We start from the raw sequence: 26839 nt of genomic DNA on the forward strand, positions 1-26839 counted from the left end.
AAGGTTGCTCCTGCGCCGGGGACGGCGATCGCCCTTGCACCATCCACCCGGTACCAGATTGAGGTTCCCAAAAGCCTTAAGCCTTTGGTGGCGGAGGTCCGGAGGGGGCAAAGCCCTCTCCGGTGCGTCAGGCCTTCACCTCGCTCACCGGCCGCCACGCCGCCAAGGGCACCCAACGCCGGCGCCAGGACATGGATCGGTCGGTGCCTCAGCGCACGGACGTATTGCCCAAGGGGAACGGCCCGCCACCTCGCGCACCCTTCCGCGCCCGGATCGGGCTTGACCTTCGCCGCATCCGACGCATGAGTGCGCCCGGCGGCCCCGGCCGAGGAGTTTCCATGATCTCGCCTGACTGGTGCCGCATGATGGCGGCCTACAATGCGGAGATGAACCGCCGCCTGTACGGTGCCGCCGATGGCCTCGGCGACGCAGCGCGGCGTGCCGACCGTGGCGCATTCTGGGGATCTCTGCACGGCACTCTGTCGCACCTGCTGTGGGGCGACACCCAATGGATGTCGCGCTTCGATGGTGGGGCGAAGCCTCCGGTCGGACAGAAGGACAGCCCTGGCATGATCGAGGATTGGACCGCGCTGAAAGCCGCGCGCATCGCGACGGATGACCGGATCGCCGCCTGGGTCGCCGGCCTGACGCAGGCGCGCCTCGCCGGTCCGCTCACCTGGTTTTCCGGCCAATCGGGGCGCGAGGTGACGATGCCGCTTTGGATTGCCGCCACCCACGTCTTCAACCACCAGACCCATCATCGCGGCCAGGCGCACGCGCTGATCACCGCCGCCGGCGGCGCCACCGGGGATACCGACATGCCCTGGGTGGTCGACCTCGCCGGCCTCGGGCTCGTGCCATGACCGGCGACGCCACCGAGCGCCACGCGCCGGAGGAGGAGCGCACCATGCTTCGCCGCGCGGCGCCTTCCGCGGCGGCGGAGCCGATCGTTCACCTGCTCGACATCGAGGCCGCCGAGGGCGAGCCCGCCCGGCGCATGGCCATCGGTCCCGGGCCGCTGACCATCGGGCGCGGCGCGCAGGCCGGGCTGGTGCTGCCGTCCGGCGACGTCTCGCGCAGCCATTGCGTCATCGCCCTGGAAGGGGAGATGGCGATCGTCACCGACCTCGGCTCGACCAACGGGACCATCGTCGATGGCCGGCGTGCCGAGGGGCCGGTGCGACTGACACCGGGTGCGCGCCTCGCGCTCGGTCCCTTCACCCTGGTCTATCGGAGTGGCCGCGCCTCGGACTTCGCCCGCACCGAGGAGGTGGAGAAGGACCTCGCCCGCGCCGGCCGTTACGTCGCCGCCCTGCTGCCGCCGCCGATCCCGGACGGGCCGGTGCGCGCCGACTGGCGCTTCGTGCCTTCGACCAATATCGGCGGCGACGGCTTCGGCTATGGCTGGCTCGACGAACACCGCTTCGCCATCTGGCTGCTCGATGTCTCGGGCCATGGCGTGGGGTCGGCCTTGCTTGCCGCCTCGGTGATGAACCTGCTGCGCGTCCACTCCCTGCCGGGGACGGATTTCACCGATGCCGCCGCGGTGCTGGTCGCGTTGAACGACCGCTTCCAGATGGACCATCAGGGCGGGCTGTATTTCACCATCTGGTACGGTGTCTATGACACGCGCAGCCGCGTCCTCGGCTTTGGCTGCGCGGGGCAGCATCCCGCATTCATGCTGGTCCCGGGCGATTCGGCGCCGCATCCGCTGTGGGTGAAGAATCCCGGCATCGGCCTGGCGCCCGACTGGCCCTATCGCCGAGCGGAGGTGGTCGTGCCGCCGGGTGGCAGGCTGCACCTGTTCAGCGATGGCGCCTTCGAGATCATCACCCCTGATGACCGGCAACTGACGATCGGCGACTTCCTGCCGGTGCTGGCGGCCCCCCCGCGCCCCGGCCTGCCGGAACCGGAGCGCCTTTGGCGCGCAGTGCGCGGCGCTTCGCGGGCCGGACCGCTTGATGACGATGTCTCGCTGGTGAGCCTCGATTTTGTGTGAGACGCATGCGATGTCACACGGCATTGCGGCGAAGGGCAGGTGTCAGGCCCGGGCAAAAAGGGAGAGTCGCTGATGGAGATGGTGGTGGTCGATGCTGCGGGGGCGCCGAAGCGCCTCGTGCTCACCGGGCGGCTGGATGCGGCCGGGACCGAGAAGGTGGAGGTCGCCTTCAGCGCCCAGATGCGCGCCGCGCGGGACAGCGCCCTGGTGGACATGACCGGTGTCACCTTCGTCGGTTCGCTCGGCATCCGCATGCTGATCTCCGGAGCCCGTCTGGCTGACCGCGGCGGTTGCAAGGCCGTGATCTTCGGCGTGCAGCCGGCGGTGGCCGAGGTGTTCCGCACGATCGCCCTCGACGACCTGATCCCCGTCGTGCCGGATGAGGCGGCGGCGCTCGCGCACCTCGCGGCGTGACACTGCCGGACGTGGCGGGGGACACATTGCGGCTGGTGCTGCGCGGCGGCACCTCGGCGCTGCGAGAGGCCCAGCTTGCCGCTGCCGATTTCCTGCGCGGGTGCGGAGCCGGTCCCCGTACGGCGGCGCGGGCCGAATTGCTGCTCGAGGAACTGGCGCTCAACACCTTGCGCCATGGCTTCAAGGCGGGCGGCACGCCGGAACTGGTCGTCACAGCCTGGCATGATGGCGCGCGCTGCGGCCTCGACCTCGAGGATCGCGGCCTGCCCTTCGACCCGACGAAGGCAGCCCAGCCCAGCAAGCCGGGCAGCCTGCAGGAGGCGCCGATCGGCGGCCTCGGCGTGCCGCTGGTCCAGCGCATCGCCGCCGAACTGGCCTATGAGCGCACCGCCGATGGGCTGAATCGGCTGCACCTGGTGCTGCCGGCCGAGGATGCGCCTATCGGCTGAGGAAGCCGTCGAGATGGGCGAGCACTGCCTCCGGTGCTTCCTCCGCCAGGTAGTGGCCGGAAGGAACGTCCCCGGTCATCAGCGGGCCGGAGGCGTAGCGCCGCCAGACCTCGGCCGCATCGTACCATTTCGGGATGCTGCCTTTCGCGCCCCACAGCGCCAGCATGGGGCAGCGCACGGTCTGCCGGCTGTCGCGCGAATCCCGGTCGTGATCGAGGTCGATGCTCGTCGCCGCGCGGTAATCCTCGCAGATCGCTTCGATCGTGCCAGGTTCGTGCAGCGCGGCGAGGTAGTCGGCCCGCGCCTCGGGATGAAAGAAATCCGCCGGCTTCGGCTCGCGCGAGGTGTGGAAGTCAAACCAGGGGACGATGTCGGCGCGGATCATCCGCTCCGGTCCGGGATGCCGCTGGGCCAGGAAGAACCAGTGCCAGTAGCCCATGGCGAAGCGCATATCGACATGGTCGAAATGCTCGACCGTCGGGACGATGTCCATGGTGCAGAGCCGCTCCACGGCATCGGCATGGTCCAGCGCCATGCGGTGCGCGACGCGTGCGCCGCGGTCATGCGCCACCACCTGGAAGCGCCCGTATCCGAAGGCCTGCATCAGCGCGACCATGTCCGCCGCCATGGCGCGCTTGGAATAGGAGGCGTGGTCGTCGCTGACCGCTGGCTTGGCCGAGAAGCCATAGCCGGTGATGTCCGGGCAGATGACGGTGAAGCGCCTGGCCAGCACGGGTGCCACCCTGTGCCACATGGCATGGGTCTGCGGATTGCCGTGCAGCAGCAGCAGCGGCGGGCCTTCGCCGCCGCGGCGCAGGCGGAAGCGCTTGCCTGCCGCTTCCTGGTATTCGAGCGTGAAGCCTTCGAAGAACATCGGGCCGGTCCCTCCGATAGGCAGTCTCGCATGGGCGGCGCGTGCTGTCCCGCCGGCATGGCGCGCAGGGTTGGCGTGGCGGCTGCGCGCTGAAGTGAGGGCGCGCAGGGTTGGCGTGGCGGCTGCGCGCTGAAGTGAGGGCGCGCAGGGTTGGCGTGGCGGCTGCGCGCGAAGCAAGGGCCCCCGACACCGGGTGAGCCCAAAGGCTGGCTGGTGTCAGGCGGGCACGAGACCGTGCCGGCGCATGATCTCCTGCATGCGGGCCATGTCGGGCGGGCCAGGTCGGCTCACGACCTCGGCCATCTCCTCGAAATAGCGGCGGCCGATGGTGCCGGGTGCGATGACGATCATCGCCTTGGCAGTGTCCTCATGCAGGTTGGCGTGGTGGTGCACCTTGCCGCGCGGCACGAATACCACGTCGCCCTTGCAGACTTCATGCGTCCGTCCGTCCAGCGTCGTCGTCATCGTGCCTTCCAGACCATAAACGATCTCGTCGCAGGCTTCGTGGAAATGCGGCACCGGCACGCGCGCCTTGGGCGGGACGATGAATTCGAACATCACCACATCGCCGGCGCCGTCCGTCTCATCGACGTGGAAGCGGAGTTCCAGCGCGCCGATGCGCACGATGCGCGAGGGTCTGGCGGCGTCCATGGGGTGGTCCTCCCTGCGGCGGCGGTGCGGGATACTGGCGCAAGGCCGCGTTCCGCGCCATCGGATGCTGCCCGCCACCCGTTGACCGGCCTGCCGCGACGGGCCAGCGTGCGCGCCTCAATGCCCGAGGGAGGGACGCACCATGTCCGATGATGCCGCGCTGTTCGACAAAGGCCTGCCCATCCGCCGCGCCGTGCTGGGTGCCGAATACGTGGATTCGTCGATGGCGAAGGCCGACGAATTCATGATGTCGTTCCAGCGTGCGACGACCGCCTGGGCCTGGGGCTGGGCCTGGGGCGACCCGACGCTGGACCGCAAGACGCGCTCGCTGCTGAACCTCGCTATGCTGACCGCGCTGGGCAAGATCCCGGAGGTGAAGCTGCATGTGAAGGGCGCGCTCAACAACGGCATCACGGTCGATGAGATCAAGGCGACGCTGCTGCACGCCACTGCCTATTGCGGCATCCCGGCCGGCCTCGACGCCTTCAAGGCGGCGCATGAGGTGCTGATCGCCGAAGGCGCCATTCCGGGGAAGAAGTAAGCCCATGGCCGCCATCGGGAAGGTCGCCTTCGTCGGCATCGGCAACATGGGCTGGCCGATGGCGGCCAACCTGGTGAAGGCCGGCTTCGACGTCACCGTCTGCGACGTGGTGCCGGGCCGCGCTGATGCCTTCGCGGCCGAGACCGGCGGCAATGCGGCGGCGAGCCCCGCCGATGCCGCTGCCGGCGCAGATGCCGTCGTGACCATCGTCCCCACCAGCAAGCAGGTGGCCGAGGCGGTGGAGGCGATGCTGCCGTCGCTGACCAAGGGCATGCTGGTCATCGACATGACCTCCGGCCAGCCGGGTCGCACGCGGGAGATTGCGGCGAGCCTCGCGGCCAAGGGCGTCGCCATGATCGACTGCCCGGTCTCCGGAGGCGTGCCGCGTGCCAAGACCGGCCAGCTCGCCATCATGGCGGGCGGCGAGGACGCCGATCTCGACCGCGCCGATGCCGTGCTGAAGGCGATGGGCACCTCCATCCACCGCTGCGGGCCGATCGGTGCGGGGCAAGCGATGAAGGCGCTGAACAACCTGGTGAGTGCGGGTGGCTACCTGATCGGCATCGAGGCGCTGCTGATCGGCCAGCGCTTCGGCCTCGACCCCGCGAAGATGGTCGATGTGCTGAACGCCAGCACCGGGATGAACAACTCGACGCAGAAGAAGTTCAAGGAATACGTGCTGTCACGCCGCTTCGACGCCGGCTTCGGCCTCGACCTGATGGTCAAGGACCTGTCGATCGCACTCGAGGTCGGTCGCGAGACGACGACGCCCACCCCCTTCGCGGCGCTTTGCCGGGAGATGTGGGCCTCGGCCGCCGCCTTGCTTGGCCCGGGGGCCGACCACACCGCGGTTGCCAAGCTGTCCGAACAGATGTCCGGCACGGTGCTGGGGGGGAACCAAGAGAAATGACCTGGGAAGCCTACGCGATCCGCTACGGGCGGCATGAGCGCACCGCGCAATCCAACCACCTGCTGCCACTGACCGACCCGCATGAAGCCATGCCGCTCGACTACTACATCTGGCTGCTGCGCGGCCCGGATGGGCGGGAGATCGTGGTCGATACCGGCTTCGACGCCGAACTCGCGGCCAAGCGTGGTCGCAAGCTGTCGCGTTCGGTCGGCGAGTGCCTGACATCGATGGGCACCGATCCGGCGAAGGTGCAGGACGTCATCGTCACCCACCTTCACTATGACCACGCCGGCAGCCTCGACATCTTCCCCGCCGCGCGTTTCCACCTGCAGGAACGGGAGATGCACTTCGCAGTCGGCCGCCACATGTGCGTCCACGCCATCCGCATGCCCTTCGAGGCTGCACATGTCATCGCCATGGTGCGTGCCCTCTATGCCGACCGGGTGGAATTCCACGACGGCGATGCCGAGGTGGCGCCCGGCGTGACGGTCCACCGCGTCGGCGGCCATTCCGATGGGCTGCAGGTGGTGCGTGTCGAGACGGCGCGCGGCCCCGTGGTCATCGCCTCAGACGCGATGCACTTCTATGCCAATGCGTTGAGCGGCAATCCCTTTCCGATCATCTTCGACCTGGGCGCTATGGCGGCGGGTTGGCGGACGGCGAAGAGGCTTGCCGGCGGCGACGACAGCCGCGTCATCCCAGGCCATGACCCCGCGGTGCGCGACCGGTTCCCACCCGTTGCCGGACAGAATGGCGAGGTGGTCGCCCTGCACCTGGACCCGAAGGCCTGACCATCATCGCCCGCGCCTGGCAACGGGCGTCCGGCGAAGGGCGACGGTCGACGATCGACTATTGTAGGAAGGTGGCTGTGCCGGACATCAGCCCGGCAGCACAAAAAATCAGGGAAATGCCCGGCCATGTCCGCAATGGGCCGCGCGTGGCGATCAACGCATTCACCGCCAGCGACACCATCACGGCGGCCACCGGCTGCGACCAATGCAGCGTCAGGAAGCCCCAGACGATGAGCGCGAGCCACATCCAGAACGCCGCCTTCGCCACCAGGCCCCAGACCAGGTCCGACGCCGCCGAAGCGGGGCGCATCTCGGGTGCGGCGGATCGGGCGTGGATGAAGCTTCCAGCCGAAAGCAGCACCATGGCGAGGAAATACATCGACATGCCCCTCACTTGCGTCCCGCGCCGCTTCCGCGCAAGACCCCGCGTGTTGCGCTGCGATAGTTCGCGCCGCGCGCTATGAAGCAATTCAGGATACCGTGACGTTGTCCGCCCCGCCCGCCATCCTGCAGGTGTTGCCATCGCTGGTCTCGGGCGGTGTCGAACGCGGCACGCTGGAGATCGCCGAAGCCCAGATCGCGGCAGGTTTCCGCGCTTTCGTGGCCTCGGCCGGCGGGCCACTGGTGGGTTCGCTCGAAGCGCTCGGCGCGCGCCATGTGACCCTTCCGCTCGACACCAAGTCGCCGCTGGGGATCTGGCGCAATGCCGAACACCTTGCAGCGATTGCGCGGGCGGAAGATATCCGCATCCTTCATGCGCGGTCGCGCGCCCCGGCGTGGTCGGCTTTGCTGGCCGCGCGCCGGACCGGCGCGCGCCTGGTCACCACCTATCACGGTACCTACAACGAGGGCCTGCCCGGCAAGCGGCTGTACAATTCCGTGATGGCGCGCGGCGACCGCGTGATTGCCATCAGCCGCTTCATCGCGGCGCTGGTCCGTGACCGGCACGGCGTTGCCGATGACCGCCTGCGCATCATTCCCCGCGGCGTGGACGAGCGGTATTTCGATCCTGCCGCGGTTGCCCCCGATCGGGTTGGCAGGTTGCGCGCTGCCTGGGGGATCGTGCCGGGGCGTCCGGTTGTCATGCTGCCGGGGCGGGTCACGCGCTGGAAGGGCCAGTCCGTACTGGTCGAGGCCATGGCCCGCCTGCCGCATGACGCGCAGGCGCTGCTCGTTGGCGATGGCGGCGCCAAGCCTGCATTCCAGGAGGAACTGCGCGACCGTATCGCCGCCCTCGGCCTGGATGGGCGCGTGCGGCTGGTCGGCCACGCCAGCGATGTGCCGGCCGCCCTGCTGCTGGCCGATGTGGTGGTGCATGCCTCGACCGACGCCGAGGCCTTCGGCCGCACAGTGATCGAGGCCCAGGCGATGGAACGCTGCGTCGTCGCCAGCGACCTCGGCGGCCCGACCGAGACGGTGGAGGACGGCGTCACCGGCTGGCGCGTGCCGCCAGGTGATCCGGCGGCGCTGGCGGCGGCGATCGGCCGCGTATTGGCGATGAAGCCGCAGGATCGCGCCACGGCCGGCGCGCGGGCGCGGGCAGCCGTGCTGGCGGGCTACACCAAGGCGCGGATGCAGGCGGCGACACTCGCCGTTTATCGGGAATTGCTGTGAATGCGGGTGCTGGTGATCAAGCTCGCCGCACTGGGCGACTTCGCCCAGGCCTTCGGGCCTTTCGCGGCGATCCGCGCGCATCACCCGGATGCGCGGATCACCCTGCTGACGACCAGGCCCTACGCACCGCTCGCACGGATGTCCCCCTGGTTCGACGAGGTGTGGGAGGATGGCCGGCCCGACTGGACCGACATCCCCGCCGTGTTCCGCCTCGCGCGCCGGCTGCGTGGGGCGCGCTTCGACCGCGTGTATGATCTCCAGACGTCCTCGCGCTCGTCCCGATACCGCTGGTTCGTCGGACGACGTGCCGCATGGTCCGGGATCGCGCCCGGCTCCTCCCACCGCCACGCCAATCCGCGCCGCGACCTGATGCACACCATCGACCGCCAACGCGAGCAGCTGGAGCTGGCCGGCGTCACTGCGTTCCCCATCCCTGAACTGACCTGGCTGGACGCCGACGTGGCACGCTTCGGCTTGCCGCAGCGCTTCTACCTACTGGTCCCGGGCGCGTCGCCCAGCCGGCCGGCCAAGCGCTGGCCGGAGGATCGCTTCGGCGTGCTGGCGGCTTCCCTGGACATTCCGGCGGTGGTGATCGGCGGTCCGGCCGAGGCACCGCTCGCTGCCGCCATAGCAGCCGCTGCGCCGGGGACGGTGGACCTGGCCGGCAAGACCAGCTTCGCCGACATCGCGGCCCTGGCCCGCCGCGCGATCTTCTGCATCGGCAACGATACCGGCCCGACCCATCTGGTGGCGGCCTGCGGATGCCCGACCCTCGCCCTGTTCGGGCAGGACAGCGACCCGGCTTTGTGCGCGCCGCGTGGCGCGCGGGCCACCTTCCTGCGCCATGTGCCGCTTTCGGGGCTCAATCCGGCCGATGTGGCGGCCGCGGCGGCCGGGCTGACTTGACCCGGCGGGGCGCGATCCCCATGGTCCGCGCCCGCTTTTCCCCCGATGAGATGGACGCCCGATGCCCGCGATCACCCTGCCTGATGGTTCCGTCCGGTCCTTCGATGGACCGGTGACGGGCACGCAGGTCGCGGCCGCGATCGGGCCGGGCCTGGCCAAGGCCGCGCTCGCCATGCAGGTCGATGGGAAAACCCAGGACCTAGCGCGCAGCATCGAGTCCGACGCTGCCATCCGCTTCATCACCCGCCGCGACCCCGAGGCGCTGGAACTGATCCGCCACGACGCCGCCCATGTGCTGGCCGAAGCTGTGCAGGAACTGTTCCCCGGCACCCAGGTGACCATCGGCCCGTCGATCGAGAATGGCTTCTACTACGACTTCGCCCGCAACGAGCCCTTCACCCCGGAGGATTTCGGCGCGATCGAGGCGAAGATGCGCGAGATCGTCGCCCGTAACGCGACCTTCGAACGCATCGTCACCACCCGCCATGACGCCATCGCGCTGTTTGCCGAGAAGGGCGAGAAGTACAAGGTCGAGCTGATCCAGGATCTGCCTTCGGGTGAGACCATCACCCTGTACAAGCAGGGCGACTGGATCGACCTGTGCCGCGGCCCGCACATGCGCGGCACCGGCGATGTCGGCACCGCCTTCAAGCTGATGAAGGTGGCCGGTGCCTATTGGCGCGGCGACCACCGCAACGCGATGCTGTCGCGCATCTACGGCACCGCCTGGCGCGACCAGAAGGAACTCGACGCCCATCTCCATCAGATCGAGGAGGCGGAGCGCCGCGACCACCGCAAGATCGGCAAGGAGATGGACCTGTTCCATCTCCAGGAGGAAGCGGTCGGCTCGGTGTTCTGGCACCCCAAGGGCTGGAAGCTGTACCGCAACGTCGAGGCCTATATGCGCCGCCGGCTGGATGCGGCCGGCTACCTTGAGGTGAAGACCCCGCAGTTGGTCGACCGCAAGCTGTGGGAGGCTTCCGGCCATTGGGAGAACTACCGCCCGCACATGTTCATCGCGACCGTCGAGGATGAGGCGGAGCGCGAGCGCATCCTGGCGGTCAAGCCGATGAACTGCCCCTGCCATGTGCAGATCTTCAACCATGGCCTGCGCAGCTATCGCGAATTGCCGATGCGCCTTGCGGAGTTCGGCGCCTGCCACCGCTTCGAGCCGTCCGGCGCGCTGCACGGCATCATGCGGGTGCGTGCCTTCACCCAGGACGATGCGCACATCTTCTGCGAGGAGCACCAGATCGCCGAGGAGACGGCGCGCTTCGTCGCGCTGCTCGCCGGCATCTACCGCGACCTCGGCTTCGCCGATTTCCGGGTGAAGTTCTCCGACCGGCCGGACAAGCGCGCCGGCACAGAGGAATCCTGGGACAAGGCCGAGGAAGGGCTGCGCGAGGCCTGCCGCCTGGCCGGCGTGGCATATGAGCTGAACCCCGGGGAGGGCGCCTTCTACGGCCCCAAGCTGGAATTCGTCCTCCGCGACGCGATCGGCCGCGACTGGCAATGCGGCACCTTGCAGGTGGACTACGTGCTGCCCGAACGCCTCGGCGCCGAATACGTGGCCGAGGACGGCACCCGCAAGCGCCCGGTCATGCTGCACCGGGCGATCCTGGGGTCCTTTGAACGCTTCCTCGGCATACTGATCGAACAGCATGCCGGCCGCTTCCCGGCCTGGATGGCGCCGGTGCAGGTGGTGGTGACGACCATCGTCTCCGATGCCGACGACTTCGCGCGCCAGGCCGCCGCGGCGCTGGAGAAGGCCGGGGTTTCTGTGGCACTCGACCTGCGCAACGAGAAGATCAACCGCAAGATCGTCGACCACATCGAGCAACGGGTACCGGTGCTCGCCGTGGTCGGGCGGCGCGAGGCCGAGGAAGGCAGCATCGTGCTGCGCCGCCTGCCCGGGCGCGAGCAGGCGACGCTGCCGCTCGCCGAAGCCGTCGCGAGGCTGAAGGCCGAGGCGACGCCGCCAGACCTCATCGGCTGAATTCCGTGCCCGGCCATGCGGGCAGGGCGCGCCTTCATGGTTGCGGCGGCGCCCCCGCCGTTCCATATATCCGCGTTACTGAGCCCGAAACTGCCACAGGAGACGACAATAGCCCGACCCCCTTCGCCCGCCGCCCAGGCCCCGACCCGCGACGGCCCGCGCATCAATGACGAGATTCGCGTCCCCCAGGTGCGCCTGATCGACCAGCATGGCGAGATGCAGGGCGTGCTGACTGCGCGTGATGCGCTGATCCGCGCCTATGATGTCGGCCTCGACCTGGTTGAGATTTCGCCCAACGCGGTGCCGCCTGTCTGCAAGATCCTCGACTATGGCAAGTACAAGTACGAGCAGCAGAAGAAGGCCAACGAGGCGCGGAAGAAGCAGAAGGTCGTCGAGATCAAGGAAATCAAGGTCCGTCCGAACATCGACGATCACGACTACGATGTGAAGATGCGCCAGATGAAGTCCTTCATCTCGGAAGGCGACAAGGTGAAGGTGACGCTGCGGTTCCGTGGCCGCGAAATGGCGCACCAGGACCTTGGCGCCAAGGTGCTGGAGCGAATTCGCAACGAACTGACCGAGACCACCAAGGTCGAGCAGTTCCCGCGGATGGAGAACCGGCAGATGATCATGGTGCTGGCGCCGAAGTGACGAAGCGGGGGAGGGGCGACCCTCCCCGTGTTGTTCTCATCGCTTTATTGGGTGCCCCGCGGCGCTACCTGCTGCGAGCATTTTGATTTTATTCCCGTACGCAGGCGGTGCACCCGGTTTGAGGGTGCTGGACCGCCATGGTGCCGGCTGGGCATACCGCCACGATATTGGTCGCCATTCCCCCTGGGCGGACTGGCATGCGCCGGAGCCGCATTGGCGGCGTCTTTCGGCGTCTTGCAGCATTCTCGGTCGCCCTGAGGCGTCTGCAGCGGAGGGCGATATCGCTGCCGCCGCCACGTCTTCCGTTTGGCGGAGATCCAGGTCGATGAGGCCATCGCGCTGGCTTTGGCGGCGAACGCCTCGCCTGCGGATGACCTGGGGCGGTTGCGCGAGATCGCCTGGCGCCTCGCCGATGGCGCCCCTGCATCGACACGAGGCCACGGGATCGACGTTCGGTGCCCGAGGATGGGGATGAGATCGCGGTCTTGTCGACGATGGGCCGGTCGACGCGGACACCAACGCGCCTGATCGGCGCATTGATTCGGAACGTAGAGCGTGATCACCGGAGGCGTGAGCGAAGGCGAACCGACCTTTGCGCCAGCCTCGTCATGGCCGGTCGAGGTCGCGGTCCTGGCCTGCAGAGCGCTCGGTGACGACCGCAACCAACCGGGCCAACAAGGCGGCGAGACGGTACCGTTCCTCCTGCGTCAGCCCTTCGAGGAGCTGCGCCTCCAGTGCCATATCCTCGCGGAAGGCAGCCTCCGCCACCGCGCGCCCCTTCGCGGTCAGCTCGACGAGGAGGCTTCGCGCATCCTCCTCGCTGCGTCGGCGCGCGATCAAGCCGGCCTTCTGCAGCCGGTTGAGCCGGTCGGTCAGGCCGCCGGACGATATCATGAGGGCATTGTAGAGTTCGGTCGGACGCAGCCGGTAGGGCGGTCCCGATCGCAGCAGGGTCGAGACGACATCGAACTCGCCGGTATCGAGGCCGTGGCGTGCGAAGACGCGCTCGATCGGCCCGCGCGCGAGGATGGTCGCGAGGCGCGCACGGCCGAGAACCGCCATGCCGATCGTGTCCACCTCGGGCAGTTCCCGGCGCCACTGGCTGCGCCGCTGTTCGACATGGTCCGGGGGTGGCGATTCAGTTTGTCTTGACATCAAGATATTTCGCGAGTTATCTCGATATCAAGATAGATCCACGCTGACAGCCTCTCAAGGCTTCATCACCGGAGGGCGACCTATGACGATCGGCGCAAAGGTGGGTTGGGGACTGACCGGTCTGTTCGCCCTGTTCATGCTCGGCGCATCGATCGCGCCGAAGCTGGCGGGCATGGCGGTGGCCGATGAAACGATGGTCGTGCTTGGCTGGGATCCGCGCTTCGTGCTGTTCATCGGCATGATGGAACTGGCGTTGCTCCTGCTGTACCTCCTTCCGCGGACGAGCATCCTCGGCGCGGTGCTGATGACCGCGTTGCTCGGCGGAGCGATCGCGACGCAGCTTCGGGCCGGCCAGCCGCTGTTCAGCCATGTCTTGTTCGGGGTGTATCTCGGGCTGGTCATGTGGGCCGGGTTGTGGCTGCGCGATCCGGCCGTGCGGGCGATGCTGCCGGTCCGTGCCGGTTGAACGGGGCACGCCTCATGTCCTTCCAGGCCTATCTCGACAACATCGAGAAAAAGACGGGCATGACGCCCGACCAGTTCCGAACGCTCGCCGAGGCCAAGGGCTTTGCCACGGCGGGTGGCCTTGCGCCAGGCGTCAAGGCAGGCCAGATCGTTGCCTGGCTGAAGGCCGATTTCGACCTCGGCCACGGGCACGCGATGGCCATCGTGGCGCTGCTCAAAGGCTCGAAGACCGCGACCTGATAGCCATGGCGCAACCCAAGCCTCGAGGCGCCAGGTGACCGCGGTCCAGGGGCCCGTTGGCCCCTGGCGGGGTGGCCCAGAGGGGCGGCGCCCCTCCGGTTCCGACTTGACCAGCAAGCACCACCCGCCGTAAACGCCCCATTCTCCGGTTCGCCCTGAACCGTCATGTCGGCCCCCTGATGGGGTTGGCACCGCCGCTCCGCGAAGACTCGCGCAGCGGCGCAAAGTCGTTTGGGGCATCCGCAACGCGTTGAAGGACTGAACGGACCGCCTGATGTTCGAGGCATTGTCCAGCAAGCTGAACGGGGTCTTCGACCGGCTGCGCCGCCGTGGCGCGCTGTCGGAAGCCGACGTGACGGAGGCGCTGCGCGAGGTCCGCGTGGCGTTGCTGGAGGCCGACGTCGCCCTGCCGGTGGTCCGCGACCTCGTGAACAAGGTCCGCGAAGGCGCCGTGGGGCAGGAGGTCATCCGCTCCGTCTCCCCCGCCCAGCAGGTCATCAAGATCGTCAACGATGCGCTGGTCGAAGCGCTCGGCGGCGGCGCGGGCGATGACGGCAAGCGCGGCATCGACCTGAACGCGCCATCCCCGGTGCCGATCCTGATGGTCGGCCTGCAGGGTTCGGGCAAGACGACCACCTCGGGCAAGATCGCGCTGCGGCTGCGCTCGCGCGACAAGAAGAAGGTGCTGCTGGCCTCGCTCGACGTGCACCGCCCGGCGGCGCAGTTGCAGTTGGCCACGCTGGCGCAGCAGGCCGAGGTCACCTCCCTGCCGATCATCGCCGGCCAGACGCCGATGCAGATCGCCATGCGCGCGATGGACCTTGGCCGGCGCGAACTCTACGACGTCGTCATCCTCGACACCGCGGGGCGGCTGGCGATCGACGAGGCGCTGATGGAGGAGGTGGCGCAGGTCAAGCTTGCCACCAACCCGCACGAGACGCTGCTGGTCGTGGATGCCATGACCGGCCAGGACGCGGTGAACACCGCGAAGGCCTTCCAGGAGAAGGTGGGTGTCACCGGCATCGTGATGACGCGCATCGACGGTGATGCGCGTGGCGGTGCGGCGCTGTCCATGCGCGCGGTCACGGGCGCGCCGATCAAGCTGCTGGGCGCGGGCGAGAAGCTCGACGCGCTCGAGGACTTCCATCCGGACCGTATCGCGTCGCGCATCCTCGGCATGGGCGACATCGTGTCGCTCGTCGAGAAGGCGGCGGCGACGATCGACCAGGCCGAGGCCGAGAAGCTCGCGGCCCGGATGCAGAAGGGCCAGTTCTCGCTGGAGGACTACGCATCCCAGCTGAAGCAGATCGGCAAGATGGGCAGCCTGCAGGGCATCCTCGGGATGCTGCCGGGTGTCGGCAAGATCAAGCAGCAGCTGAACGACGCCAACCTGGATACGTCGATACTGGGGCGTCAGGCGGCGATCATCAGCAGCATGACGCCGCGGGAGCGGCGCACCCCGGACCTGATCAAGGCATCGCGCAAGAAGCGCATCGCCGCCGGGTCCGGCACCTCCGTGCAGGAGGTGAACAAGCTGCTCAAGCAGTTCGACGACATGTCCGCGATGATGAAGCGGATGAACAAGATGGGCCAGAAAGGTCTGATGCGCGGCGGTCTCGCCTCGCTTCTTCCCGGCATGGCCAACAAACGACCCTTCTAGAGATACGATGAAAGGAAGCCTCATGGGCCTCAAGATCCGCCTCGCCCGCGCCGGTGCGAAGAAGCGTCCCTACTACCACATCGTGGTGGCCGACAGCCGCAGCCCGCGTGATGGTCGTTTCATCGAGCAGGTGGGGTCCTACAACCCGATGCTGCCGGCCGAGCATGCCGACCGCATCCGCCTGAAGGATGAGCGCATCACGCATTGGATCGGCCAGGGTGCGGTGGCGACCGATCGTGTCGCGAAGTTCCTCGGCAAGGCCGGCCTGGCGCCGATGCCCGTGTTCGCGGAGCAGCCGAAGCAGTCCGCGCCGAAGAAGAAGGCGCAGGAACGCGCTGCCGCCGCCGCCGCCGCGGCCGGCTGAGCCGCGCCAGGCGAGGTGACGTGACGTGGCGGTGAAGCGTGTGATGGTGGGCGAGATAGGCAGGCCGCATGGCGTGCGCGGCCTCGTGCGCCTGCGCGCCTTCACCGAGGACCCGGCCGCCATCGCCGCCTATTCCCCGCTGACCGACGAGACCGGCGCGAAGCGCTTCGTCGTCACGCTCAAGGGCGGCGACATCGCTGCCATCGAGGGCGTGGCAGACCGCGACGCGGCGCAGCGCCTGACCGGGACGAAGCTGTTCGTCGATCGCGACCGCCTGCCGCCGCCCGAGGATGACGAGTTCTACCTGACCGACCTGATCGGCCTCGCGGCCGTGACGGAGGGCGGGGAGACGCTCGGCACCATCCGCGCGGTGGAAGATCACGGCGCCGGCGCCTTCCTGATCGTGGATGGTCCGGCGAAGGAGCATCTGCTGCCCTTCACCCGCGCCGCGGTGCCGGTGGTGGATATCGCCGGCGGGCGCGTCACGGTGGTTCCGCCGGACGAGATCATCGTCCAGCCGCAACCCGGGGAGGAGGACGCGGCATGACGCCGTCTGATCCCATCCCGGCAGCGGTGCCGAGCACCGGACGCGTGGACCCGGCGACCAACCCGTGGCGCGCTTCGATCCTGACGCTGTTCCCGGAGATGTTCCCCGGTCCGCTGGGGTTGTCGCTGGCCGGCCGTGCGCTGGGCAACGGGACCTGGTCGCTGGATAGCCATGACATCCGTGGCTTCGCCACCGACCGCCACCGCACGGTGGACGATACCCCGGCCGGCGGTGGGGCAGGGATGGTCATGCGCGCGGACGTGCTCGACAGGGCGATCGGCGGGGTGATGGCCGATGGTGATACCCGTCCGCTGATCTACCTGACCCCGCGTGGCCGGTTGCTGGACCAGGCGATGGTCCGGTCGCTGTCCACCGGGCCGGGCTGCGTCCTGGTCTGCGGTCGCTACGAAGGCATCGACCAGCGCGTGATCGATGCACGCGGCATGGTCGAGGTCTCGATCGGCGACTACGTGCTGAGCGGGGGCGAGACGGCGGCCCTGGTGCTCCTGGATGCCTGCATAAGGTTGCTGCCCGGCGTGATGGGCGCGGCCGACAGTGCCGCGGAGGAAAGCCACGGCACCGAAGGCCTGCTGGAATACCCGCACTACACCCGGCCCGCCGAATGGCAGGGCCGGGCCATTCCCGAAATCCTGCTCTCCGGCCATCACGCGGACGTCGCCCGCTGGCGGCGTGCCGAGAGCGAGAAGATCACCCAGGAACGCCGGCCTGACCTGTGGGCCCGGCATGACGCAAAGCACGGCGGCGCGGGGGCCATTGCCCGCCACCCCGCTGCCGCCTAAACGAACGAAAGAAAGGATACTGTCATGAACCTGCTGCAGCAGTTCGAGGCCGACCAGCTCACGCGCCTCACCGCCGCCCGCACCACCCCGGACTTCGCGCCGGGCGACACCGTGCGCGTCATGGTGAAGGTGGTCGAGGGCGAACGCGTCCGCACCCAGGCCTATGAGGGCGTGGTGATCGCGCGCAGCAACAAGGGCGTGCAGAGCAACTTCACCGTCCGCAAGCTGTCCTACGGCGAGGGCGTGGAGCGCGTGTTCCCGCTCTATTCGCCGAACGTGGCCGAGATCCAGGTGGTGCGCCGCGGAAAGGTGCGTCGCGCGAAGCTGTATTACCTGCGTGGCCGCACCGGCAAGTCGGCGCGCATCGCCGAGAAGCTGGGCACCAAGCCAGACGCCAAGGCCGCCGTTGCCGCCGCGGCCCCGGCCGCCGAGGGCTGATTTTCCAAGGGGCGCCGCGATCCGCGCGGCGCCCTGCACTGACCGACCGGGAGAAAGCGATGTCAGCGCAGAAGCCGCGCACCTTGTTCGACAAGATCTGGGACACCCATGTGGTGGACACCCTCCCGGACGGCACGGCGCTGCTCTACATCGATCTCCATCTTACCCATGAAGTGACCACGCCGCAGGCCTTCGACGGGCTGCGGGCGGCCGGGCGCGGCATCCGCCGCCCGGACCTGACGCTCGGCGTGATCGACCACAACATCGCGACGGATGCGTCGCGCTACACTGGGATCGTCGATCCGGAGAGCGCGTTGCAGGTCTCCACGCTCGAAAAGAACGCCGCCGAATTCGGCATGCCGCTGATCCCGCTGCTGGATGAGCGGCAGGGGATCGTGCATGTGATCGGGCCGGAACTCGGCCGCTCGCTGCCGGGCATGACGATCGTCTGCGGCGACAGCCATACCTCGACGCATGGCGCGATGGGCGCGCTCGCCTTCGGCATCGGCACGTCCGAGGTCGAGCATGTGCTCGCCACCCAGACGCTGCTGCAGAAGCCGGCGAAGAACATGAAGGTGGAGGTGTCGGGCAACCTCGCCGTCGGCTGTTCGGGCAAGGACATCACCCTCGCCATCATCGGCAAGATCGGCACGGCCGGCGGCACCGGCCATGTGATCGAGTATTGCGGCGACACCATCCGCAGCCTCGACATGGCCGGGCGGATGACTGTCTCCAACATGGCGATCGAGGGCGGCGCGCGGGCCGGGCTGATCGCCCCGGACCAGACGACCTTCGACTACATCGCCCGCACCCCGAATGGCCCGAAGGGCGCGGCGCTGGAACGCGCGCTCGCCTGGTGGAAGACGCTGCCAAGCGATGCCGATGCGCATTTCGACACGGTGGTAAGGCTGAACGCGCATGAGATCGCGCCGCAGGTCACCTGGGGCACCAACCCCGAGGCGGTGCTGCCGATCACCGGCGTGGTGCCGAACCCCGCCGATGTCGAGGACGAGGCGAAGCGCGCCCAGATGGAGCGCATGGTCCAGTATATGGGCCTCACGCCCGGCCAGCGGCTGCAGGACCTCAAGGTCGATGTGGTCTTCATCGGGTCCTGCACCAATTCGCGCATCGAGGACATTCGTGCGGCCGCCGCCATCGCCAAGGGCCGCAAGGTCGCCGATGGCGTGCGCGCCATGGTCGTCCCCGGCTCGGGCTTGGTGAAGAAGGCGGCGGAAGCCGAAGGGCTAGACCGTATCCTGCGTGAAGCGGGCTTCGAGTGGCGCGAGGCCGGCTGTTCCATGTGCCTCGGCATGAACCCGGACAAGCTGACGCCGGGCCAGCGTTCGGCCAGCACGTCCAACCGCAACTTCGAGGGCCGCCAGGGCCCCGGCGGCCGCACCCATCTGCTGTCGCCCGCCATGGCGGCGGCGGCGGCGGTGTCGGGCCACCTTGCCGATGTGCGCGACTATCAGCCGAAGGAGATCGTGTGATGCAGGCCTTCACGACGCTGACCGGTATCGCCGCGCCGCTTCCGAAGGCGAATGTCGATACCGACCAGATCATCCCGGCGCGCTTCCTGAAGTCGATCAGCCGGTCTGGCTTCGGGAAGAACCTGTTTGCCAACTTCCGCTACAAGGAAGACGGCTCCGAGAATCCGGATTTCGTGCTGAACCAGGAACCGTACCGCAAGGCCGAGGTGCTCATCGCCTTCGAGAATTTCGGCTGCGGTTCGTCGCGTGAGCACGCCCCCTGGGCGCTGCTCGATTTCGGTATCCGCTGCGTCATCGCCCCCGATTTCGCCGACATCTTCCACAACAACTGCTTCAAGAACGGCGTGCTGCCGGTGCGACTTCCGAAGGAAGTCTGCGCGCAGCTCATCGAGGATGCGAAGCTCGGTGCGAATGCCCGCATCACCGTCGATCTGGAACGCGAGGTGGTGGTGCGCCCCAATGGCGAGGAGATCCCGTTCAGGATCGACCCGCTGCGCCGCCACCTGATGCTGAACGGCCTCGACGACATCGGCCAGACCATGCAGCACGCGCCGGCCATCGACACCTTCGAGGCGAAGCAGAAGGCCACCCAGCCCTGGCTCTACGCCTGAGAGTGGTTGCTTCGCGCGCAGTAGCCTCGCCGCCGCTGCGCGCCATGTCGTTCGTCCAGCCGATGACAGTTCATCGGCAACGCATGGCGCTTTGAATCTTCCGCGGGCGGCGTCCACCCGGGGCGTCTCCCGAATGACCAGGAGACGTCCTTTCACATGCCGTCCAACAAAAAGCTTTTGATCCTGCCCGGCGATGGCATCGGCCCCGAGGTGATGCGCGAAGTCCGTCGCGTCATCGACTGGATGGACCGCCGCCGCGCCGTGACCTTCGACATCGAGGAGCGCCTGGTCGGCGGCTCGGCGATCGATGCCGAGGGCACGCCCTGTTCCGATGAGACGGTCGCCCGCGCCAAGGCCGTGGATGCCGTGCTGTTCGGGTCCGTTGGCGGCCCGAAATGGGATGGCCTGGCCTTCGAGAAGCGCCCCGAACTCGGCGTGCTGCGGCTGCGCAAGGATCTTGGCCTGTTCGCCAACCTTCGGCCGGCTGTTGTGCTGGATCCGCTGGTCGATGCCTCCTCGCTGAAGCCCGAGATCGTGCGCGGCGTGGACATCATGGTGGTCCGCGAATCGACCGGCGGTGTCTATTTCGGCGAGCCGCGCGGCGTCGAGACGCTGCCCGACGGCAAGCGTCGCGGCTTCGACACCGATGTCTACCATGAGGATGAGATCGCCCGCGTCGCACGAGTCGCCTTCGACCTGGCACGCCAGCGCCGCCGCAAGGTGACAAGCGTCGAGAAGGCCAACGTCATGCAGTCCGGCCGCCTGTGGCGTGCCGTGGTCGGCGAGATCCACAAGGCCGAATACGCCGATGTCGAGCTCGAGAACATGTACGCCGACAACTGCGCCATGCAGCTCTGCTCGCGCCCGAAGCAATTCGACGTGATCCTCGGCTCCAACCTGTTCGGCGACGTGCTGTCGGACCTGGCGGCGGCGCTGACCGGCTCGCTCGGCATGCTGCCCTCGGCGACGCTCGGCGCGGTGGACCCGGTCACCGGCAAGCGCCATGCGCTGTACGAACCGATCCACGGCTCGGCCCCCGACATCGCCGGCAAGGGCGTGGCGAATCCGCTCGCGCAGATCCTGTCCTTCGCGATGCTGCTGCGCTGGTCCTTCGGCATGGATGACGATGCCGCCCTGGTCGAGGCCGCGGTCGGCAAGGTGCTGTCCGGCGGCCTGCGCACGGCCGACATCATGCAGGCCGGCATGGCCCGCGTCGGCACCTCGGTGATGGGTGAGGCGGTGGTGCGCGAGCTCGACAAACTCGCCGCGTGAATCTTTGGCGGCGGAGGGGTTGCGCCCCGCCGCCGCCTCCGCTATTTCCCCGGCCGCGCCGCAGTAGCGGCCAGGCGCCCGTAGCTCAGCTGGATAGAGCACCAGACTACGAATCTGGGGGTCAGGAGTTCGAATCTCTTCGGGCGCGCCACTCCTCATTATTTCATTGCCGGGACACATCGCGCAGCGTCGCAACCGTCGCGCGCGCAGCGCTCAGGGCGCGCCAATCGTGCAGGCCGCTGGCATAGTCCTCATATCGCCGATCACGAAGTGTCGTCCGGATCGGGCAGCTCACGATACGTTACCAGGGTGTAATTCGAGGTGATCGGACCCAAATAGGTTCGGTGACTGACTTCGGTGTTCCCGAGATCGAGGCCAATTGGGCGCTCTTCCTCGACCTCGACGGCACTCTGCTTGACCTCGCGCCCGCGCCGGATGCCGTTGTCGTGCCATCCGGGCTGATCGACGCCCTTGATGGGTTGGCGCAGCGCCTGGACGGCGCCCTGGCGATCGTGACCGGGCGTGCCCGCGCGACCGTGGATCGGCTGATGGCGCCGCTCATCCTGCCCGGTGGCTTCGGCCATGGCGCCGAATTGCGCGACGCGTCCGGGCGCGTTTTCGCCCTCGGCGCGATCCCACCGCTTCCGCCCGACTGGGCGCCACGCCTCGCCCATGCCGCGGCTGGTTGGCCGGGTGTCCTGCTCGAACGCAAGCCGCACGGCCTGGCGCTGCACTTCCGTGCAGCGCCGCAGTGGCGCGATGCCGTGCGCGCGCTGCTGGTGGCACTGCTTGCCGGCCACGCGGAGCAATTCGAGCTGCTGCCCGCGCACATGGCCTTCGAGATCCGGCCGCGCGGCGCCACCAAGGGGCGTGTGGTGGAAACACTGATGGCGTCGTCGCCGTTTGCAGACCGGCGGCCGGTCTTCGTGGGGGATGATGTGACAGATGAGGATGGGATGCAGGCCGCGCGCCGGCTAGGCGGCCTCGGGCTGCATGTGGGCCGCGACCTGACGGGCGGTCCTGCCCAGGTCCGCGCCTGGGTCGCCACCATGGCAGCGCGCCTTTCGCAGGGGATGCGCCATGCCCGGGCTTGATTATGCCGTCGTCGGCAATTGCGCCGTCGCCTCGCTGATCTCCACAAGCGCCCGCCATGACTGGTTCTGCTTTCCGCGCCTGGATGGCGAGCCGGTCTTCGATGCGCTGTTGGGCGGCACCAACCCCGAATGCGGCTTCATGGACGTGCTGCTGCACGGACAATCAGGCAGCACCCAGCGCTACCTGCGCAATTCGGCGGTGGTCGAGACGCTGCTGACGGATGCGGCAGGCGGCGGCGTGCGCGTGCTCGATCTCGCCCCGCGATTCCGCCGCTTCGGGCGCATGTATCGTCCGCCCATGCTGCTGCGGCGGATCGAACCGGTCAGCGGCCGGCCGCGCATCCGCCTCCGGGTGCGGCCATCCTTCGCCTATGGCACCGATCGGGGCCGCACCAGCATCGGCAGCAATCATATCCGCTACTACGGCGCCGACATGGTGCTGCGCCTGACCACCGACGCACCGCTCACCTATGTCACGGAGGAAGCGGAATTCGGGCTCGATCGCCCGGTCAACCTGGTGATCGGCCCGGATGAGAGCCTTCCGGAATCACCCGATGCCGTCCTGCGCCAGGCGCTGGCGGAAACCGAGGCCTATTGGCTCGAATGGGTGCGTGGCCTGAACCTGCCCTTCGACTGGCAGGAGGCGGTGATCCGTGCGGCCATCACGCTCAAGCTCTGCTCCTTCGAGGATACCGGCGGCATCGTCGCCGCGCTGACCACCTCGGTGCCCGAGGCGCCGGGCAGCGGGCGTTGCTGGGACTACCGCTTCTGCTGGCTGCGCGATGCCTTCTTCACCGTGGGCGCGCTGAACCGGCTGAACGCGACGCGGACCATGGAAGGCTTCCTGCGCTTCATCATGGACACCGTGCCGGACGGGTCCTCCGGCCCGATCCCGCCGCTGTTCCCGATCGCGCCCGGCACGCTGGTGGACGAACGCATTGCCACCGCGCTGCCCGGCTTCGGCGGCGACGGGCCGGTGCGCATCGGCAATGCCGCCGTCTCCCAGCGACAGAACGACAGCTATGGCGCGATCGTCATGACCGCGACGCAGATGTTTTGGGACCAGCGGCTGACCCGCACCGGCGACGTCGCGCTGTACCGGCAACTCGTCGGCATCGGCCGCCAGGCGGAACGTGCGGCGTTCGAACCCGATGCCGGGCTGTGGGAGTATCGCGGCCGCGCCGCCGCCCACACCCATTCCGCCGCGATGTGCTGGGCCGCGCTCGACCGGCTTGGCGCCATCGCGCAGCATCTCGGCCTCGCCACCGAGGCGCAGGATTGGGAACGCCGCGCCGATGCGCTGCGCGCCCGCATCATCGCGGCCGCCACGGTACCCGGCGAGGGCTGGTTGTCCGGCGTGCTGAACGGCGATGGCGTCGCCGATGCCTCGACCTTCCTGCTGCCCGAGATCGGCATGATCAAGGCGACCGACCCGCTGTTCCTGCGCACGGTCGAGGTGCTGGAACGCCGCCTGGTGCGCGACGGCATCGTGCTGCGCTATGACCATGCCGACGATTTCGGCACGCCCGAAGTGGGCTTCCTCGTCTGCACCTTCTGGTACATCGACACCCTCGCCCGCATCGGCCGCAAGCAGGAAGCGCGCGTGGTGTTCGAGCGCGCGCTGGCCTGGCGCAACCATGTCGGCCTGCTGTCCGAGGATGTGGCGCCGGCGACCGGCGCGTTGTGGGGCAATTTTCCGCAGACCTATTCCCAGGTGGGCCTCATCCTGTCGGCGATGCGCCTGTCCCGCAGCTGGGAGGAAGGCCTGTGGCGCGCCTCGTGATCGTGTCGAACCGCGTGCCGCCGCCGCGTGCCGGCAGCGGGGCGAGCGCGGGTGGCCTGGCGGTCGCGCTGCAGTCCTTCGTCGAGCCCGGCACGCTATGGTTCGGCTGGAGCGGCCGCGTCGTGGACAAGCCGTCCGACACGCCGCGCATGGCGGAAGGGCAGGGGGTCAGCTACGCGACGATCGACCTGAGCGGGGTTGATTACGACCGCTTCTATGTCGGCTTCGCGAATTCATCGCTGTGGCCGCTGCTGCATTTCCGCCTGGGCCTGATGCGCTACCGGCGGGAGGATTTCGAGGGCTACCTTGCGGTCAATGGCGACTTCGCCGACGCGTTGCTGCCGATGTTGCGCGAGGGCGACCTCGTATGGGTGCACGACTACCACCTGATCCCGCTGGCGGCGGCATTGCGCGCGCGCGGCTTCACCGGACGCATCGGCTTCTTCCTGCACATTCCCTTCGTGCCCGCCTCGGTGCTGGAGGCGCTGCCACCGGCCTATGAACTGCTCTGCGCGCTGTGCGCATTCGACGTGGTCGGGTTCCAGACACGGACCCACCTGCAGGATTTCCTCGACTGCGCGCGGCGCTTCACCGGCTTCACCGTGGAGGGGGAGGAGGTGGTGACCAATGGCCGGCGCGTGCGCGCCATCGCCGACCCGATCGGCATCGACGCCACCGGCTTTGCGCGGGTCGCGGCGCGGTCCACCGGCACGGCGTATATCCGGCGCATGCGGGAAAGCCTGGTCGGCCGCAACCTCGCGATCAGTGCCGAGCGGCTGGACTATTCGAAGGGCCTGCCGAACCGCTTCGAAGGTTTCGCTCGGCTGCTTACGCGCTTCCCGCAGCAGCAGCGCCGCGTGTCCCTGCTGCAGATTGCCGCCCGTTCGCGTGAGGATGTGGCGGAATACCAGGCGCTGCGCCGTGAACTCGACCGCCTGGCGGGGGATATCAATGGGCGTTTTTCGCAATTCGACTGGATGCCGCTGCACTACATGACCCAGACGGTGGCACGGACGAAGCTTGCCGGGCTGTTCCGCATTGCGCGGATCGGGCTGGTGACGCCGCTGCGCGACGGGATGAACCTGGTGGCGAAGGAATTCATCGCCGCCCAGGATCCGGCCGATCCAGGCGTGCTGATCCTGTCCCGCTTCGCCGGCGCGGCGGAGGAACTCAGCGATGCCCTGCTGGTCAATCCCTATGACCCGGACGCGATCGCCGAGGCGATGAACACCGCGCTCGAGATGCCGCTGGAGGAACGCCAAGAACGCCATGCGGTGCTGCGCCGCGCCGTGTTCGACGTGACGGCGGCGCGGTACTGCAACATGTTCGTGGATGCGCTGAAGGCGGCGTGAGCGAGTCTGAGACGCCGGCGCAACGATCCTGGCGCGCCGGGGAAAACGTGAATGCCGGGCCCCTGATCCTGACCGTCATGCCCTGCGTCAGGTGATGGTTTCCAAAGGGCCACCGCCCTTTGGTGGGGTGGCTTGGAGGGGTGAAACCCCTCCAACCTGCTGCGCCAGGTGGGCGCGCCTCCAACCCGTCGCGGCGAAACCCTTGCCGCGTCCCGTCACCCCCCGCGCAGCGCTTCCGGCGTGACCTTCCCCAACTCCGTCAGCAGCAGCGGCCAGGACCGCAGCCCTTCCTCCAGCGAGGACAGCCGGAAGAATTCGTTCGGCGCGTGGACATCCTCATCCGGCATGGCGAAGCCGAAGGTGATGGTGTCGAGGCCGAGGCGTTCCTTGAAGATGGCGGTGATCGGGATGGTGCCGCCGGCGCGGGCGCGTACCGGGGCGCGGTTGCGGGTACGGCGGATCACGGTCTCGGCCGCGGCCAGCAGAGGGTGGCCTTCGCGCAGAGTGAAGGCGGGCGTGCCGTTGCCCGATTCCTCGAAGGTCAGCGTCGTGCCCTTCGCGGCCTTGGCAAGCAGGTGGTCGCGCACCAGCGCCTGGGCGCGTAGCGGGTCCATGTTGGGGCCAAGGCGCATGGTGAGCTTCGCATGCGCCTCGCAGGGCAGCACGGTCTTGGAACCGGCGCCGATATATCCGCCCCACATGCCGTTCACCTCGATGGTCGGCAGCAGGGTGATGCGCTCGCGCACGCTGAAGCGCGCGTCGCCATAGGGGGCGGCGGCGACCTCGCGGTAGAAATCGGCCTCATCGACCGGCAGCGCGGCGGCGTCCTCGGCCTCGCGCGCGGTGATCGGGGCCATGGCCTCCATGTAGCCGGGGACGATGATGCGGCCGTCCTCGTCATGCAGGGACGCGACAAGCCGGGCCATTTCGTGGTTCGCGTTGCGCAGGGCCCCGCCATAGCGCCCGGAATGCACGTCCTTGCCGGAGGTGCGGACCGTGAAGCGCAGGGCGGTCAGCCCGCGCGACCCAACGCTCACGGTCGGAAGCGTCGTGCTGGCGCGCCCGCCATCGGCGGAGATCATCGCATCGCCCACCAGCGCGTCGGGGAAGCGGTCGATGATCGCGCCAAGCGAGGGGCTGCCGATCTCCTCCTCGCCTTCCAGGAAGAAGCGGATGTTCACCGGGCAGCCGCCTGACTTGATGAACTCGATCACCGTCTCGACCGCGATCAGGGTCGATCCCTTCACATCCGAGGCGCCGCGCGCATAGAGCCTGCCGTCGCGGATTGTGGGTTCGAAGGGCGGCGTCTTCCACAATTCGAGCGGGTCGGGCGGCTGCACGTCGTAATGGCCGTAGATCAGCAGCGTCGGCTTGCCCGGTGCGCCATTCCACACCCCGGTGATGGCAGGCTGGCCGCCGCCGTCGAGCAGGCGGACATCCTGCACGCCGCCTTCCTTGAGCCGCGCCATCAGGAATTCGCGCGTCGCCTTCATGCCTTCGGCATAGGCCGGGTCCGTGCTGACGGAGGGCAGGCGCAGCAGCGCCTTCAGCCGTTCCAGGATCTCGTCCTTGCGCGCCAGAAGCGCATCGGCCACCGCATCGCTCATCACGCACTCCCTGCATGTCGCGCGGGCAGCCTAGCCCCTGTTCGGGCCGGGCGTCAGCGCCGAACCGGCGCGGGAGACCGGACGACGGCGTGAGCCACCCATGTCCGGGGGTGCTGTAGACCGATGGCGCGACCGGTTGCACAGTGCCGGCGACAAAGTCTGAGG

Annotated in this window: 29 protein-coding genes and 1 tRNA gene; 25 read left to right on the forward strand and 5 right to left on the reverse strand. The window is 68.4% G+C overall.

Translation table 11 applies throughout. From position 1 onward, the window contains the following. Nucleotides 1-338 precede the first annotated feature (338 nt). From AAFN86_RS16220 to AAFN86_RS16235, 4 genes are all read left to right on the forward strand, one after another. On the forward strand, nt 339-863 hold the full coding sequence (locus tag AAFN86_RS16220; protein WP_347544398.1) for a DinB family protein: 525 nt from the start codon (nt 339-341) through the stop codon (nt 861-863). After that, nucleotides 860-1999 carry a SpoIIE family protein phosphatase gene (locus AAFN86_RS16225; protein ID WP_347544399.1) on the forward strand — a complete coding sequence of 380 codons (1140 nt, stop codon included), beginning with the start codon at nt 860-862 and terminating at the stop codon, nt 1997-1999. The genes AAFN86_RS16220 and AAFN86_RS16225 overlap by 4 nt, the downstream gene beginning before the upstream one ends. Nucleotides 2000-2071: 72 nt before the next feature. Then, nucleotides 2072-2413 (forward strand): STAS domain-containing protein, encoded by a 342-nt coding sequence (locus AAFN86_RS16230; RefSeq protein ID WP_347544400.1) that lies wholly within the window; start codon nt 2072-2074, stop codon nt 2411-2413. Further along, complete coding sequence (locus AAFN86_RS16235; protein ID WP_347544401.1) at nt 2410-2862, forward strand: ATP-binding protein; 453 nt, start codon at nt 2410-2412, stop codon at nt 2860-2862. Before AAFN86_RS16230 ends, AAFN86_RS16235 begins: the two co-directional genes overlap by 4 nt. Here the strand turns inward: AAFN86_RS16235 and AAFN86_RS16240 are convergent. After that, nucleotides 2852-3736, reverse strand: coding sequence for an alpha/beta hydrolase (locus tag AAFN86_RS16240; RefSeq protein ID WP_347544402.1), 885 nt, complete (start codon nt 3734-3736; stop codon nt 2852-2854). The two genes, AAFN86_RS16235 and AAFN86_RS16240, sit on opposite strands and share 11 nt — an antisense overlap. A 216-nt stretch (nt 3737-3952) precedes the next feature. Next, nucleotides 3953-4387 carry a cupin domain-containing protein gene (locus tag AAFN86_RS16245; RefSeq protein WP_347544403.1) on the reverse strand — a complete coding sequence of 145 codons (435 nt, stop codon included), beginning with the start codon at nt 4385-4387 and terminating at the stop codon, nt 3953-3955. Between the two features lie 142 nt (nt 4388-4529). Between AAFN86_RS16245 and AAFN86_RS16250 the strand changes: the two genes are divergently transcribed. Genes AAFN86_RS16250 through AAFN86_RS16260 form a run of 3 tightly spaced genes read left to right on the forward strand, consistent with a single transcriptional unit; the run spans nt 4530 to nt 6629 of the window. After that, nucleotides 4530-4928: a carboxymuconolactone decarboxylase family protein gene (locus AAFN86_RS16250; RefSeq protein ID WP_347544404.1), complete on the forward strand. Its 399-nt coding sequence runs from the start codon at nt 4530-4532 to the stop codon at nt 4926-4928. Nucleotides 4929-4932: 4 nt separating this feature from the next. Beyond that, on the forward strand, nt 4933-5838 hold the full coding sequence (locus tag AAFN86_RS16255) for an NAD(P)-dependent oxidoreductase (protein ID WP_347544405.1): 906 nt from the start codon (nt 4933-4935) through the stop codon (nt 5836-5838). Then, nucleotides 5835-6629, forward strand: coding sequence for an N-acyl homoserine lactonase family protein (locus AAFN86_RS16260; RefSeq protein ID WP_347544406.1), 795 nt, complete (start codon nt 5835-5837; stop codon nt 6627-6629). The genes AAFN86_RS16255 and AAFN86_RS16260 overlap by 4 nt, the downstream gene beginning before the upstream one ends. A 58-nt stretch (nt 6630-6687) precedes the next feature. Here AAFN86_RS16260 and AAFN86_RS16265 read toward each other — a convergent pair whose 3' ends face one another. Next, the gene (locus tag AAFN86_RS16265) at nt 6688-7014 is read right to left on the reverse strand and encodes a multidrug DMT transporter permease (protein ID WP_347544407.1); all 327 of its coding nucleotides are present in this window, start codon (nt 7012-7014) and stop codon (nt 6688-6690) included. A gap of 95 nt (nt 7015-7109) precedes the next feature. Here AAFN86_RS16265 and AAFN86_RS16270 point away from each other — a divergent pair, with 95 nt between their 5' ends. From AAFN86_RS16270 to infC, 4 genes are all read left to right on the forward strand, one after another. Continuing rightward, a complete protein-coding gene (locus tag AAFN86_RS16270) occupies nt 7110-8243 on the forward strand; it encodes a glycosyltransferase family 4 protein (protein WP_347544408.1) in 1134 nt (377 codons plus the stop codon). Then, entirely contained in the window at nt 8244-9149 is a 906-nt protein-coding gene (locus AAFN86_RS16275; RefSeq protein ID WP_347544409.1) for a glycosyltransferase family 9 protein, read from the forward strand. 61 nt (nt 9150-9210) lie between these two features. Then, nucleotides 9211-11145, forward strand: a complete 1935-nt coding sequence (gene thrS, locus AAFN86_RS16280) for a threonine--tRNA ligase (RefSeq protein WP_347544410.1) — start codon at nt 9211-9213, stop codon at nt 11143-11145. 36 nt (nt 11146-11181) lie between these two features. Then, a complete protein-coding gene (gene infC / locus AAFN86_RS16285; protein ID WP_347544411.1) occupies nt 11182-11796 on the forward strand; it encodes a translation initiation factor IF-3 in 615 nt (204 codons plus the stop codon). Nucleotides 11797-12402: 606 nt separating this feature from the next. Here the strand turns inward: infC and AAFN86_RS16290 are convergent. Next, complete coding sequence (locus tag AAFN86_RS16290) at nt 12403-12951, reverse strand: MarR family transcriptional regulator (protein WP_347544412.1); 549 nt, start codon at nt 12949-12951, stop codon at nt 12403-12405. 82 nt (nt 12952-13033) lie between these two features. On the opposite strand from AAFN86_RS16290, the gene AAFN86_RS16295 reads away from it, so the two are divergent. The 14 genes from AAFN86_RS16295 (at nt 13034) to AAFN86_RS16360 (ending at nt 25067) form a co-directional block, all read left to right on the forward strand. Continuing rightward, a complete protein-coding gene (locus AAFN86_RS16295; protein ID WP_347544413.1) occupies nt 13034-13417 on the forward strand; it encodes a DoxX family protein in 384 nt (127 codons plus the stop codon). Between the two features lie 14 nt (nt 13418-13431). Beyond that, nucleotides 13432-13656 carry a DUF4287 domain-containing protein gene (locus AAFN86_RS16300; protein ID WP_347544414.1) on the forward strand — a complete coding sequence of 75 codons (225 nt, stop codon included), beginning with the start codon at nt 13432-13434 and terminating at the stop codon, nt 13654-13656. Between the two features lie 274 nt (nt 13657-13930). Further along, nucleotides 13931-15316, forward strand: a complete 1386-nt coding sequence (gene ffh, locus AAFN86_RS16305) for a signal recognition particle protein (protein ID WP_347544415.1) — start codon at nt 13931-13933, stop codon at nt 15314-15316. A gap of 22 nt (nt 15317-15338) precedes the next feature. Continuing rightward, entirely contained in the window at nt 15339-15680 is a 342-nt protein-coding gene (gene rpsP, locus AAFN86_RS16310) for a 30S ribosomal protein S16 (protein ID WP_347544416.1), read from the forward strand. A gap of 25 nt (nt 15681-15705) precedes the next feature. After that, complete coding sequence (rimM, locus tag AAFN86_RS16315) at nt 15706-16227, forward strand: ribosome maturation factor RimM (protein WP_347544417.1); 522 nt, start codon at nt 15706-15708, stop codon at nt 16225-16227. After that, nucleotides 16224-17027, forward strand: a complete 804-nt coding sequence (gene trmD / locus AAFN86_RS16320; RefSeq protein WP_347544418.1) for a tRNA (guanosine(37)-N1)-methyltransferase TrmD — start codon at nt 16224-16226, stop codon at nt 17025-17027. The genes rimM and trmD overlap by 4 nt, the downstream gene beginning before the upstream one ends. A gap of 24 nt (nt 17028-17051) precedes the next feature. After that, nucleotides 17052-17465, forward strand: coding sequence for a 50S ribosomal protein L19 (rplS, locus tag AAFN86_RS16325; RefSeq protein WP_347544419.1), 414 nt, complete (start codon nt 17052-17054; stop codon nt 17463-17465). 59 nt (nt 17466-17524) lie between these two features. Next, nucleotides 17525-18955 (forward strand): 3-isopropylmalate dehydratase large subunit, encoded by a 1431-nt coding sequence (gene leuC / locus AAFN86_RS16330; RefSeq protein ID WP_347544420.1) that lies wholly within the window; start codon nt 17525-17527, stop codon nt 18953-18955. Further along, nucleotides 18955-19566 (forward strand): 3-isopropylmalate dehydratase small subunit, encoded by a 612-nt coding sequence (gene leuD, locus AAFN86_RS16335; protein WP_347544421.1) that lies wholly within the window; start codon nt 18955-18957, stop codon nt 19564-19566. The genes leuC and leuD overlap by 1 nt, the downstream gene beginning before the upstream one ends. A 156-nt stretch (nt 19567-19722) precedes the next feature. Further along, nucleotides 19723-20838, forward strand: coding sequence for a 3-isopropylmalate dehydrogenase (gene leuB, locus AAFN86_RS16340; protein WP_347544422.1), 1116 nt, complete (start codon nt 19723-19725; stop codon nt 20836-20838). Nucleotides 20839-20912: 74 nt separating this feature from the next. Further along, nucleotides 20913-20989: transfer RNA gene (locus AAFN86_RS16345), tRNA-Arg, on the forward strand. A gap of 193 nt (nt 20990-21182) precedes the next feature. Continuing rightward, nucleotides 21183-21932: a trehalose-phosphatase gene (otsB, locus tag AAFN86_RS16350; RefSeq protein WP_347544423.1), complete on the forward strand. Its 750-nt coding sequence runs from the start codon at nt 21183-21185 to the stop codon at nt 21930-21932. Further along, entirely contained in the window at nt 21919-23715 is a 1797-nt protein-coding gene (locus AAFN86_RS16355; RefSeq protein ID WP_347544424.1) for a glycoside hydrolase family 15 protein, read from the forward strand. Before otsB ends, AAFN86_RS16355 begins: the two co-directional genes overlap by 14 nt. Further along, the gene (locus AAFN86_RS16360) at nt 23700-25067 is read left to right on the forward strand and encodes a trehalose-6-phosphate synthase (RefSeq protein ID WP_347544425.1); all 1368 of its coding nucleotides are present in this window, start codon (nt 23700-23702) and stop codon (nt 25065-25067) included. The genes AAFN86_RS16355 and AAFN86_RS16360 overlap by 16 nt, the downstream gene beginning before the upstream one ends. A gap of 215 nt (nt 25068-25282) precedes the next feature. On the opposite strand, the gene AAFN86_RS16365 is transcribed toward AAFN86_RS16360, so the two are convergent. After that, nucleotides 25283-26674, reverse strand: a complete 1392-nt coding sequence (locus tag AAFN86_RS16365; protein WP_347544426.1) for a M20/M25/M40 family metallo-hydrolase — start codon at nt 26672-26674, stop codon at nt 25283-25285. Between the last annotated feature and the right edge of the window lie 165 nt (nt 26675-26839).

Origin of the sequence: Roseomonas sp. CAU 1739, assembly GCF_039839775.1 — a bacterium.
Lineage (GTDB): Bacteria > Pseudomonadota > Alphaproteobacteria > Acetobacterales > Acetobacteraceae > Neoroseomonas.